Source organism: Aeribacillus composti, from assembly GCF_031760945.1.
Taxonomy (GTDB): domain Bacteria; phylum Bacillota; class Bacilli; order Bacillales; family Aeribacillaceae; genus Aeribacillus; species Aeribacillus composti.
On record NZ_CP134501.1, the window covers coordinates 2,918,857 to 2,930,800 of the forward strand.

An 11,944-nucleotide genomic window follows, 5' to 3' on the forward strand; every position below is an offset into this window, starting at 1 on the left:
TAAGAACATTTGCATGTTCTTCACTCATTCTGATAACGGCTAAAACCGTCCTTTGCTACTTCACTTTCACAAAGAATGCTCATGGAGGTAATTCACAAAGCATTTATGTGCTGATTCGCACCGGCCATCAGCTCTCTGAAACAGGGAAATGCCTGCTACTTTCTCCAATCAACGCTCAAGTATTTTTTTCATTAATAAACATTTTTAGCATAATTGACATCCTTTGTCAACTAAGATTAGAACAGAGGGCGTCAACCGGAGAAAAAAATATGCTATAATAAACTAGATTTTGTAGAGGGATGATGAAAAATGGAGAAATGGTACGAATTTTTTAGGAAGGTAAGCTCCTTTTATCATAAGCACCAGCAAAAAATGGTCATTGCCTATAACGTAACATGGAACTTATTTCTTTTACTATTGGTTATCGGTTTAATAGGCTTCTCCTTTATCGGAGGATTAGGAGCTGGTTATTTTGCATCGCTTGTAAAAGATGAGCCGATCCGTTCCGAAAAAGAATTGGAAAAAGACATTTACGATTATTCTGAAACAACGAAAGTGTACTTTGCAGACAATGTCTATTTAGGGAAAATTCGCACAGATCTTGAACGTGAAAAAATCAAAATTGATCAAATTTCCGAGCATTTAAAACATGCAATTGTTGCAGTGGAGGACGAATATTTTTACGAGCATAAAGGGATTGTCCCAAAGGCGATCATGCGGGCGATTTTCCAGGAGTTCTCAAACTCTTCTGTCAGAACCGGTGGAAGCACCCTCACACAGCAATTAATTAAAAACCAAATATTGACCAACGAAGTGTCATTTGAAAGAAAAGCAAAAGAAATCCTGCTAGCATTGAGATTAGAAAAATATTTTACGAAAGATCAAATATTAGAAGCCTATTTAAATGTATCATCATTTGGACGAAACAGCTCCGGAAGAAACATTGCAGGCGTGCAGGCTGCAGCGCAGGGGATTTTTGGCATAGATGCGAAAGACTTATCGATACCGCAGGCAGCTTTTATCGCTGGTCTCCCTCAAAATCCTTTTGCTTATACACCGTTCACAAAGGACGGAGAAGTAAAAGAAGATTTACAGCCTGGTATAAACCGAATGAAAACCGTCCTAAGAAAAATGTTTGCAGAAGGATATATTACAAAAAAAGAATATGAAGAAGCACTTAAGTTTGATTTAAAGGCTCATTTAGCCAAAAAGAAAAAACCTGATATTGAGCAATATCCTTGGATTATATACGAAGTTGAAAAAAGAGTGAAGGATATACTGGCTGAGCAGCTAGCGAAAAAAGACGGTCACAAGCTGGAGGATCTCCGAAAAAATAATAAAGAGCTGTTTAATCGATACATGGCGCTGGCCGATCAAGACATGAGACAAAACGGCTACAACATTCATACGACCATTGACAAGAAAATTTATGACAAAATGCAAGAGGTTGTCAAAAACTACAAGTATTACGGAAGTCCAAAGCTTGAAAAGAAAAAAGATCCTGAAACAGGCAAGACCGTAACCATCGAGGAACCGGTTGAAGTCGGCGCTGTTTTAATCGAAAACAAAACTGGAAAAATTATCTCCTTTGTTGGCGGCCGTGATCATAACAGGGAGCAGACAAACCATGCTACAAGAGCATTAAGACCAAACGGTTCAACAATGAAACCGCTCGCTGTCTATGCACCCGCGATGGAAATGGGCATCGTCCAGCCGGGAACTGTTGTGGCAGATCTTCCATTTTCAATCGGGAAATATCAGCCGAAAAACTATGGAGGCGGCTATCACGGATTAACAAGTATTCGAACAGCATTGAAACATTCATATAACATTCCGGCGGTAAAAACCTATGCAAAAATTATTTCGCAAAATCCGGTATCCTATTTAGAAAAAATGGGATTTAGTTCACTTGCTCAAGAAGATTACAGTTCATTCTCCCTCGCTCTTGGGGCAATGACTTACGGAGTAACCGTGGAGGAAAACGTAAACGCCTTTTCAACATTTGCCAATAACGGTGAATTTGTCGACGCCTACATGATTGAAAAAATTGAAACACAAGACGGAAAAGTTATATATCAACATAACAGCAAGAAAGAGAAGGTCTTTTCCCCTCAAACAGCCTATTTAATGATTGATATGATGCGGGATGTCATTCAAAGCGGAACGGCTTCCTCTTTAAAAAGGTATCTATCATTTCAATCTGATTGGGCTGGAAAAACAGGAACTGGGCAGGATTATCGGGATGCATGGTTTGTTGCTGTAAATCCTAATGTATCCTTCGGCACATGGATCGGTTATGACACGCCGAAAAGGCTGGAAACGACCTACAAAGGTTTGACCTACAGCAATAGAAATATATTGCTTTGGGCAAAATTAATGAACGCCGCATACAGCGTCAAACCTGACTTAATAGATCCTAACACTTCCTTTAAAATGCCTAAAGGAATTGTTTCAAGATCGTATTGCGCCCTCTCTGGGGATCTACCTTCTGAATTATGTAAGAAAGCTGGACTCGTTCAAACTGACTTGTATAACGCTAAATTTCTGCCGAATAAAGTGGATAAAAGCTTGGCGTACGGCAAATTTGTTTTAGTAGACAACGTAGCCTATCAAGTGCCGGCAAATGCACCGGCTGAATTCGTCCAGGAAGGGCCTCTGCTGAAAAAAGAAGTATTGAATAATCTTGGGATTTCAGACGTGTCCCAATTGACTAAACTTCTTCCTAGCGGAGTTAATTTAGAGGCTTTGACGTTGACCGGCAATAGGGTTCTTCAGGATAATGGCAAAGCTCCTTCTAAAGTGCCCGCTGTAAAGCTTAGCGGAACAACATTATCCTGGAGCAAAAGCGGTGAATATGATGTTATCGGGTACAGAGTTTATGCAGCTCCATCTAATTCAAATAGTTTCAAAAAAATTGCCAGCATACCTGCAAAAAATAACTTAAGCATCTCAGTCGGAAAATCTCCTGCCTCCTATTACGTCGTTGCAGTTGATGTGGCAGGAAAAGCGTCTCCTCCTTCAGCCATTGTAAAAACGGCGCAATCTGGAAAAACAGAGCCGCAGCAAAAACCGAAGCAGACGGCAAATGCAAGACAATAGGCGAATGGAAAAGATGCATTAAACGATCAATAAAGTAGACGAAACAGAAAAAACAGCCCAGCAAAACTTGCTTTCACCCAATAAATATTTTAAAAAGGACCGCACGTGGTCCTTTTTATCTTTTACTGGCTAGTGTGACGGCAGCTTTTTTAAGAAAACATAGCTTACTTTATTGTATCGCATTTTTTCTTCATAGAAGCGGTGTGCGTCAACGCGCTGCAAGCCGGAAGATAAAGAAACAATATTATAGCCATTTTCTACAGCATATTGATGAACATACGTTAAAAGCTTTTCACCGTATCCTTTTGATCGTTCTTCAGGCAATGTCACTAAATCACAAACCCAAATGAAACGCCCGTAGTATAAAGTGATCATTGGCATAAATCCGATGATGGCAACCATTTTATTATGATCGTAAAGAGCAACTAATTGATATCCTTCCTTTTGTTTAGCTTCAAGCACCAATTCAAGAAATGATTGTTCATCAAGATGAGTCCGCAAATGTTTCATCACTGAAAATCCTTCTAAAATTTCCTCTTTCGTTCGCAATTCTTTCAATAAAAGGGATGATTCCATAAGCTTCTCTCCTATTTCCATTTTTAGCGTTTATTTTATCAATCTATTATTAATGCCTGAACCGCCAATAACAAAGCCGCAAGCCTATTTACTAGACTTACGGCTTCTATTATTTTTAATCTTCCAACGTCGACAAGTCACCTGTTGGCAAGTTAAGCTCCCATGCTTTCAACACGCGGCGCATAATTTTTCCGCTTCGAGTTTTCGGCAGTTTTTCGCAAAATTCTATTTCCCGTGGCGCTGCATGTGCTGCCAGCCCTTTTTTAACAAACTGGCGAATATCCTCTTTCAAATCTTCTGATGCTTCATAGCCGCTGCGCAATGCAACGAACGCTTTAATAATTTCTCCTCGAACAGGGTCCGGCTTGCCGATAACTCCAGCTTCCGCTACGGCAGGATGTTCAACAAGCTTGCTTTCTACTTCGAACGGTCCGACCCGTTCGCCGGAAGTCATAATGACGTCATCAACCCGTCCCTGGAACCAAAAATATCCATCTTCATCCATATAAGCGGAGTCTCCAGATACATACCAGTCGCCGATAAAATAAGATTCATATTTTTCAGGATTATTCCAAATTGCTTGCATCATGGAAGGCCAGCCTTTTTTAATTGCTAGATTCCCCATTCGGTTTGGAGGCAATTCATTTCCATGATCGTCAATAATTGCTGCTTTTACGCCGGGGATCGGCTTGCCCATTGATCCAGGCCGGATATCCATACACGGATAGTTGCAAATAAGATGCCCGCCTGTTTCCGTCATCCACCAAGTATCATGAATGCGCTTATTAAATACTTTCATTCCCCAGCGAATAACTTCAGGATTTAAAGGTTCTCCGACACTTAAAATATGGCGCAGAGAGCTTAAATTATATTTTTTCACCAATTCGTCTCCTGCACTCATCAGCATCCGAAACGCTGTTGGAGCGCTGTACCAGACAGTGACACCGTATTTTTCGATTGTTTCATACCAATAATCAGGGCTGAATCTGCCTCCAACAATAACATTTGTAACACCTAGGAGCCACGGACCAAAAATACCATAAACTGTTCCGGTTACCCATCCAGGGTCTGCCGTACACCAATAAATATCTTCTTCCTTCAAGTCAAGAACCCATTTTGCTGTTTGATAATGCTGAATCATCGCATTATGGACATGGAGAACGCCTTTCGGTTTTCCTGTTGATCCGGAAGTATAATGCAAAAGAAGTCCGTCTCTCCGATCCACCCATTCAATTTCCAAATCTTTGCTTGCATTTTCAAAATGAGCAAAGAAATCGATTATTTTTCCTTCTTCTTTTACATCTTCTCCAACAACCACCACATGTTTGAGTGCAGGCAATTCATCTATTGGAACTCTTGGCAGCAGCTCTTTTGTTGTTACAATCACTTTTGCTTCACTATCTTCCAAACGATCCTTTACCGCGCTCTCCATAAACGCTTCAAATAAAGGACCTACAATAGCTCCCAGTTTAATTGCGCCCAAAATGACAAAATAAAGCTCTGGACTTCTAGGCATAAATACGAAAACCCGATCACCTTTTTGAAGGTCGGTATGCTGTTTTAAAACATTCGCAGCTTTATTGGAGAGCTCTTTCATCTCTTCAAACGTATACTTTTCGTCACGATTCGCATCGCGATAATAAAGTGCGACTTTATTTTTTTTGGCCCCATCTGCATGACGGTCAATCGCCTCATAAGCCGCATTGATTTTCCCAGTTTTACTCCATGAAAAATTCTCCTCTACTTCTTTCCAGTCAAAGCTTGCATATGCTTCCTCATAGTTTGCTAAGTTGTGGTTTCCTTTTATTGCTGGTAGCGCTTCCACTTTCATCGAAGTACCCCCCTAAAAATTAGTATATTTGTTTATCATTATATAACTTTTTATTCCATTTCGCAATTTTGTAAAAATTTTTTACAAAACAAATCCGATTATGTTCGACAATTCCTGTATAATATGAATAGGTTATTAGATTGGTAGGCGGTGTAATGAATGGAACATAAAAAAACATATCATGCCAAAGAAATTGAAACTCCAAATGGAACGGTGATTGTCGAAGGGCCAATTCCCCCCGATAAACTGGCAGGCTATAAATTTCATGAGGATTTAACAGCTTTCCGTCCTGCACCAAGGCAGCACAAAGCGCTTGTAGAAATTGCCAAGCTTCCTGAAGGACGGATTATTATTGCCAGAAAAGACGAAACAATCATCGGGTATGTTACATTTTTATACCCTGATCCTCTAGAACGATGGTCTGAAGGAAAGATGGAAAATTTAATTGAGCTAGGAGCCATTGAAGTGATTCCAGAATTTCGCGGATGTGAAATTGGAAAAAATTTATTGATTGTTTCGATGATGGATGATGCAATGGAAGATTACATCATTATTACAACGGAATATTATTGGCATTGGGATTTAAAGGGAACTGGCTTAAATGTTTGGGAGTATAGAAAAATGATGGAAAAAATGATGAATGCAGGCGGTCTTGAATGGTATGCAACAGATGATCCAGAAATTTGCTCTCATCCTGCAAACTGTCTAATGGTTCGTATTGGAAAAAGGGTAGATAACGAATCGATTCAGAAATTCGACCAATTAAGGTTTACAAACAGATTTTTGTATTAATCGCCATGCTATTCTTGGAAAGGGGATGGATAACATGATTATTGAAAAAATCATGCAAAAAAACGTACTCACGCTTTCTCCGGATCACTCGATCCAAGATGCTTTAAACTTAATTAAAAAAGCTAGAATCAAGCATATTCCGATCATCAGCGAAGAGAATACCCTTATTGGCATTATATCAGACAGAGATATTCGCGATGCTGCTCCCTCTATATTAAGTAAAAATGAAAAATTGGATGCGCTTTTAAACAAGCCAGTTAAAAACATTATGAAAACCGATGTCATAACCGGACACCCTCTTGATTTTGTTGAAGATGCTGCTACGATTTTTTATGAGCATAAAATCAGCTGCCTCCCCATTACTACAAATGGAAAGCTTGTCGGAATTATTACCAAAACAGATGTTTTGAATACGTTTGTAAAGTTGACTGGAGCCCATCAGCCCAGCTCCCGCATTGAAGTAAGAGTTCCCAATATAACCGGAATGCTTTCAGAAGTCGCAACAGTATTTCATAAAGGAAAAGTAAACATTTCCAGCGTTTTTGTGTATCCGGAAGAAAACGAAAAATTCAAAACACTAGTTTTTCGGGTGCAGACGATGAATCCAATGGGGCTTATTACTGAGCTTGAGAAAAAAGGTTATGCCGTTGTATGGCCTCATATGTTGGGGGAATAACATGAAAGACAGCGTGTTTATTTATTCCCCTTTATTTTTAAATTATAAATTTAGTAATAAGCACCCATTCAACCAGCTGCGAGTAGAATTAACAGTTGATTTGCTAAAAAAATTGAAAGCGCTTGAAGATGATGAAATAGTTGAACCAAGATTTGCAACAGATGAGGAGCTGGAGCTTATTCATGATGCCGGCTATATTCGTGCAGTAAAACAGGCAGGGGAAGGAAAGCTGTCTGAGCATGAAGCTTTAAACTACGGACTTGGTACGGAAGATACACCTATTTTTCAAAACATGCATCAGGCCAGTTCTCTTATTGTTGGCGCGACATTAACAGCAGTTGATCATGTCATGATGGAAAAATCGAAGCATGCCTTAAATTTAGGCGGAGGTCTTCATCACGGCTTCAGGGGGAAAGCGTCTGGATTTTGTATATATAATGACAGCGCAGTAGCGATTAAATATATTATCGAAAAATATGGGGCAAGGGTGCTGTACATTGACACGGATGCGCATCACGGAGATGGTGTTCAATGGTCGTTTTATGATGAGCCAAACGTTTGCACACTATCTATTCATGAAACTGGGCGATATTTATTTCCTGGGACAGGAACAGTTCATGAGCGGGGACAAGGTTCTGGATACGGTTTTGCCTTTAATATTCCGTTAGATGCATTTACCGAAGATGAATCATGGCTAAAAGTTTACAAAGAGGCCGTTACAGAAGTTGCAGAGTACTTTAAGCCTGATGTCATCGTCACTCAAAACGGAGCTGATGCCCACTATTTTGATCCACTAACTCATCTTCACGCCAGCATCAATATTTACCGGGAAATTCCGAAGCTTGCACATGAAATTGCCCATAGCTACTGCGATGGAAAATGGATAGCTGTCGGCGGAGGAGGCTACGATATTTGGCGGGTTGTTCCAAGAGCTTGGTCGCTCATTTGGCTGGAGATGAAAAATTTAAGCTGCAAAGCACAAGGGGCTCTTCCGAAAGAATGGCTGGAAAAATGGCAGGATAAATCTCCCGTTGAATTAATCCCAACATGGGAAGATCCCGATCCGTTATATCAACCGATTCCAAGGAAAAAAGAAATTGAAGAAAAAAACAATCACACTCTTGAATTGGCTCTGCAATTCATCCGGCAGCAAAGGGAATATAATGCAAAAAAAAAATGTTAACGGCCAAACTTTTTAAAAAAAGCTTGGCCGTTTTTTCTTCAGCTTAAAAAGATTATGATTTTGTCGATTGCCGAATTTCAATACGATGCGGGAGTTCAACAATATGATTATCTACTTCCTCTTTGTTCATCAATTTTGTTAACAGGCGCATCGCAACCGCACCGATATCGTAAGATGGTTGGACAACGGTTGTTAATCGCGGACGAACCATAGTCGCCAAACGAGTATTGTCAAAGCCGATGACATCAAAATCTTTCGGAATTTCATAGCCTTTATCTTGAGCGGCATGAATCACGCCCAATGCCATTTCGTCCGTTCCAACAAAGATTGCAGTCGGTTTTGGCGACAGCTCCAACACTTTGTCAAATGCTTCAATCCCGGATTCGTAGGAATAATCTCCTTCTACTACAAATTGTTCATCGTATTTGATCCCTGCCTCTTCAAGTGCACGTATGTATCCTTTAAGTTTTTTCACTTTATTCACAGGCTCTTCCATCGGCCCGGATACATAGGCAATATGTTTGTGTCCTTTATCGATTAAAAACTTAACCGCATCATAGGCTGCCTGTTCATAATTGATATTAACAGAAGGCAGTTCATTGTTCTCATCAAAAGTTGATGCAAGCACAATAGGAACCGGTGAACGTTTAAATTCTTCCACATGCTCCTCTGTAATATTGCCGCTCATAAATACAATTCCATCCACTTGTTTCCCTAAAAGGGTGTTAAGCAAATGCAATTCTTTTTCTTTATTTTGGTCAGAATTGCTTAAAATAATATTATATTTATACATCGTTGCGATGTCTTCAATCCCGCGAGCCAATTCTGAATAAAATGTGCTTGATACATCCGGTATAACAACACCTACAGTCGTCGTTTTTTTGCTAGCCAGCCCTCTTGCGACAGCATTTGGCCGATAGCCGAGACGCTCAATCGCTTCCAATACTTTCTTTCTAGTTGTCGGCTTTACATTCGGGTTGCCGTTTACAACTCGTGAAACTGTCGCCATTGAAACGTTCGCTTCACGTGCAACATCATATATCGTCACATTATTCATGATCAACACTCCTCATCTAAATGATCTATATCAAATAAATAACAGTCTCTTCCGTATAACTCTTATCATACGATACAAAGCATTCGTCCGCAATGTGCTTGGCGTGTTTTCTTATATTTTTACCTTTTTCGTTAAAAAAATATGTTCATTAAAGTATATCCTTCATTAAATAATGTAAACGATCTACGCAAAAAAAGGAACCTTAAAAGGCTCCTTTTTTAAAAAATAGACGATATTCAATTAGGCATTTACTTTCGCTAATGGTCTTAATTCAGAAATAAACTGATTGAATTGCTCAATATTCATTTGCTGCGCAGAATCTGACAAAGCTACTTCCGGATCCGGATGAACTTCAGCCATAATACCGTCTGCCCCAATAGCAAGAGCAGCTTTTGCAGCAGGAATTAGAAGGTCTTTCCGGCCTGTTGAATGAGTGACATCAACTAATACAGGCAAATGTGTTTCCTGTTTTAAAATCGGAACTGCTGTAATGTCCAGCGTGTTTCTTGTAGCGCGTTCATACGTGCGAATTCCGCGTTCACAAAGAATGATTTGATCGTTACCTCGAGAAATAATGTATTCCGCAGCATTCATAAATTCTGATAACGTTGCAGAAAGACCGCGTTTTAACAATACAGGCTTGCGAACAGATCCTGCTGCTTTTAACAATTCAAAGTTTTGCATGTTCCGTGCCCCGATTTGGATGACATCGATGTAATCAAGGGCCACATCAATATCTTGAGGCGACACAATTTCACTAATAACTGCCATATCAAACTCATCAGCAATTCTTTTTAAAATTTTTAAGCCTTCAATACCTAAACCTTGGAAATCATATGGTGATGTTCTAGGTTTAAATGCACCGCCTCTTAGCAGCTTCAAGCCTTGTTTCTTCGCTGCTTCCGCAACAGCAGCTACTTGCTCATAGCTTTCTACCGCACAAGGACCGACAACAAAGTATTGACTGCCATCCCCGATTTTTTCGCCTTTGACGTCAACGATTGTATTCTCTTTCTTTTTCTTTCTTGATACTAACAATGCTTTGCGATGATCGTCCTCTTGAAGCTCTAATGCCGCTTTAAATATTTCCTTAAAAATATGCTGTAAAGTGGAATCTTCAAATGGACCATTATTATGTTCTTTTATTAAATCGAGCATTTTTCGTTCACGGACAGGATCATATCGGTTAACTCCTTGCGCTTCTTTCGCTTTCCCAATTTCTTGAACAAGCTTGCCTCGCTCGTTAATTAATTTTAAAATTTGCAAATTGATTTCATCAACCCGTTCCCTAAGCGCTTCTAATTCTGTATTGCTCATTTTTTCCACCCTTTCACATCCGTCAAAATTTTAAGCATTTGATTTTAATTAGGGTTTATTATAAACCATATTCCTTGAAATGTCACTAAAAATTTCTTTATCGATTAAACGCTTTTAAGCGGTAAAGCGTTTATTTTTTTCAAAATATTTTCTTCAGTTCTTCACAAGTCATTTTCCAATGATCATCATGCCAGATAAAATTATTATACAATATTTGGGGGATTTATGTTTATTTTATGTTATGTTTCAGTTATGGAATCGGACAATTCTTGTACATGTAAACTAAATGATTAGGGCTTTGGCAATCAGCAGCAAAAGCTTAAAATTCTTGAAAACCTTGCCGGCTGATGGACTTGTAACACTGTTCGAAAAATATTCCCCATGAAAATTTTCACGCTTTTTTCCTCTATTCGCTGCCTATTTTCCTGTAAACGAAAATCATCGGCTTGTTTGCCGATGATGATTGTCTTGCCAAACCTATGACTTTGTTTCTTTATTGTTTTCGCTTTGAAGCTCTTCATCTAAGGCTTGTGAAGTGTCAGTCAAATTTTCTGTTTTCTGACTTTGTTCGTCGTCAAGCTCGGTGTCAGCGGAATCTGAAGGATTTTCTTTTTCAGAAATTTCATTTTCATTGCTTCGTTCCTTTATTTTTTTTACCAAGCCCTCAGACTGCTCTTGGATTTTCTGTTGAATATTTTGTGATTTTTCTTTTGCCAAGCTGATAAACTGTACTCCTTTTTCATATGCTTCGCTTGTAATTTTTGATGTTTTTTCCTTCACTTTTCCCGCCTGATCATTAAAATTTTCGCGAAGCTCTTTTCCTGACTTTGGCGTAAGCAATAATGCGGAAGCTGCCCCAACAACAGCGCCTATAATAGAACCTATTATGAACCCTTTTTTATTCGTGCTTTTTTTTGACATGTTTGCGCCTCCTGTTTTTTAAGTAAAATTAATTAATCAGTTTGCTTCTTTGATCGTTTTCTCTGCTTTACTTTATCAATCAATTCCATCACAGCATTTGTCCACTGGATGGCTTGAGCAACTTTTTCTTCATTTTTTTCCAATTGTCCAGTTACACTCGCTGAAACTTTTTTCATAGACCGATTAAATTGTTGAATGGATGTTCCGATCTCTTTTACGGCATCCACCACTGAGTTGACCTTCTCAGATTTTTTCTGAATGTCTTCCGCCAATTGGTTTGTTTTATGAAGCAAATCTGTTGTTTCTTTTGTAATGCCCTCCACCTGCTTTTCAAGGCCCGCAAGCGTCCCGGCTACTTGATCGAGTGTAATGCGCAGAGATTTTAATGTTTTGGCTAAATAAACAACTAACACTGTAAAAGCTACGGCTATTAGCGCAATGCTTGCATATAATATGAATTCCAACTGCTGCACCTCCAAGTAAAACCAATAA

At 39.2% G+C, this 11,944-nt stretch carries 10 protein-coding genes and 1 other annotated feature (1 of these 11 cut by a window edge); of the genes, 4 read left to right on the forward strand and 6 right to left on the reverse strand.

The window, feature by feature from the left end; all coding sequences use genetic code 11:
* Positions 1-181, reverse strand: a binding site (T-box leader); it reaches 35 nt to the left of the window's first position.
* A gap of 128 nt (positions 182-309) precedes the next feature.
* Positions 310-3,099, forward strand: coding sequence for a transglycosylase domain-containing protein (locus tag RI196_RS14210; protein ID WP_311066403.1), 2,790 nt, complete (start codon positions 310-312; stop codon positions 3,097-3,099).
* A gap of 129 nt (positions 3,100-3,228) precedes the next feature.
* Here RI196_RS14210 and RI196_RS14215 read toward each other — a convergent pair whose 3' ends face one another.
* Both RI196_RS14215 and acsA read right to left on the reverse strand, forming a co-directional pair.
* The gene (locus tag RI196_RS14215; RefSeq protein WP_063387342.1) at positions 3,229-3,675 is read right to left on the reverse strand and encodes a GNAT family N-acetyltransferase; all 447 of its coding nucleotides are present in this window, start codon (positions 3,673-3,675) and stop codon (positions 3,229-3,231) included.
* A 115-nt stretch (positions 3,676-3,790) separates the two neighbouring features.
* Positions 3,791-5,506, reverse strand: coding sequence for an acetate--CoA ligase (gene acsA, locus RI196_RS14220; RefSeq protein WP_063387341.1), 1,716 nt, complete (start codon positions 5,504-5,506; stop codon positions 3,791-3,793).
* Positions 5,507-5,665: 159 nt separating this feature from the next.
* Here acsA and RI196_RS14225 point away from each other — a divergent pair, with 159 nt between their 5' ends.
* Genes RI196_RS14225 through RI196_RS14235 form a run of 3 tightly spaced genes read left to right on the forward strand, consistent with a single transcriptional unit; the run spans position 5,666 to position 8,157 of the window.
* Positions 5,666-6,298 carry a GNAT family N-acetyltransferase gene (locus tag RI196_RS14225; protein ID WP_066248879.1) on the forward strand — a complete coding sequence of 211 codons (633 nt, stop codon included), beginning with the start codon at positions 5,666-5,668 and terminating at the stop codon, positions 6,296-6,298.
* A 34-nt stretch (positions 6,299-6,332) separates the two neighbouring features.
* A complete protein-coding gene (locus RI196_RS14230) occupies positions 6,333-6,974 on the forward strand; it encodes an acetoin utilization AcuB family protein (RefSeq protein ID WP_311066404.1) in 642 nt (213 codons plus the stop codon).
* A 1-nt stretch (position 6,975) separates the two neighbouring features.
* Positions 6,976-8,157 (forward strand): acetoin utilization protein AcuC, encoded by a 1,182-nt coding sequence (locus tag RI196_RS14235; RefSeq protein ID WP_311066405.1) that lies wholly within the window; start codon positions 6,976-6,978, stop codon positions 8,155-8,157.
* A gap of 52 nt (positions 8,158-8,209) precedes the next feature.
* Here the strand turns inward: RI196_RS14235 and ccpA are convergent, their stop codons facing one another.
* The 4 genes from ccpA to RI196_RS14255 all read right to left on the reverse strand — a co-directional run bounded on the left by ccpA (position 8,210) and on the right by RI196_RS14255 (position 11,916).
* On the reverse strand, positions 8,210-9,214 hold the full coding sequence (gene ccpA, locus RI196_RS14240) for a catabolite control protein A (RefSeq protein WP_066248881.1): 1,005 nt from the start codon (positions 9,212-9,214) through the stop codon (positions 8,210-8,212).
* A 240-nt stretch (positions 9,215-9,454) separates the two neighbouring features.
* The gene (locus tag RI196_RS14245; RefSeq protein WP_063387336.1) at positions 9,455-10,531 is read right to left on the reverse strand and encodes a bifunctional 3-deoxy-7-phosphoheptulonate synthase/chorismate mutase; all 1,077 of its coding nucleotides are present in this window, start codon (positions 10,529-10,531) and stop codon (positions 9,455-9,457) included.
* A gap of 477 nt (positions 10,532-11,008) precedes the next feature.
* Positions 11,009-11,452 (reverse strand): YtxH domain-containing protein, encoded by a 444-nt coding sequence (locus RI196_RS14250; protein WP_311066406.1) that lies wholly within the window; start codon positions 11,450-11,452, stop codon positions 11,009-11,011.
* Positions 11,453-11,484: 32 nt separating this feature from the next.
* Positions 11,485-11,916 carry a DUF948 domain-containing protein gene (locus RI196_RS14255; RefSeq protein WP_063387334.1) on the reverse strand — a complete coding sequence of 144 codons (432 nt, stop codon included), beginning with the start codon at positions 11,914-11,916 and terminating at the stop codon, positions 11,485-11,487.
* Positions 11,917-11,944: the final 28 nt, after the last annotated feature.

What these genes read in the sequence shown, in the direction of transcription:
- RI196_RS14210 (WP_311066403.1), top strand. Translation starts at nt 310, where the DNA reads ATGGAGAAATGGTACGAATTTTTTAGGAAGGTAAGCTCCTTTTATCAT.
- RI196_RS14215 (WP_063387342.1), bottom strand. Translation starts at nt 3,675, where the DNA reads ATGGAATCATCCCTTTTATTGAAAGAATTGCGAACGAAAGAGGAAATT.
- acsA (WP_063387341.1), bottom strand. Translation starts at nt 5,506, where the DNA reads ATGAAAGTGGAAGCGCTACCAGCAATAAAAGGAAACCACAACTTAGCA.
- RI196_RS14225 (WP_066248879.1), top strand. Translation starts at nt 5,666, where the DNA reads ATGGAACATAAAAAAACATATCATGCCAAAGAAATTGAAACTCCAAAT.
- RI196_RS14230 (WP_311066404.1), top strand. Translation starts at nt 6,333, where the DNA reads ATGATTATTGAAAAAATCATGCAAAAAAACGTACTCACGCTTTCTCCG.
- RI196_RS14235 (WP_311066405.1), top strand. Translation starts at nt 6,976, where the DNA reads ATGAAAGACAGCGTGTTTATTTATTCCCCTTTATTTTTAAATTATAAA.
- ccpA (WP_066248881.1), bottom strand. Translation starts at nt 9,214, where the DNA reads ATGAATAATGTGACGATATATGATGTTGCACGTGAAGCGAACGTTTCA.
- RI196_RS14245 (WP_063387336.1), bottom strand. Translation starts at nt 10,531, where the DNA reads ATGAGCAATACAGAATTAGAAGCGCTTAGGGAACGGGTTGATGAAATC.
- RI196_RS14250 (WP_311066406.1), bottom strand. Translation starts at nt 11,452, where the DNA reads ATGTCAAAAAAAAGCACGAATAAAAAAGGGTTCATAATAGGTTCTATT.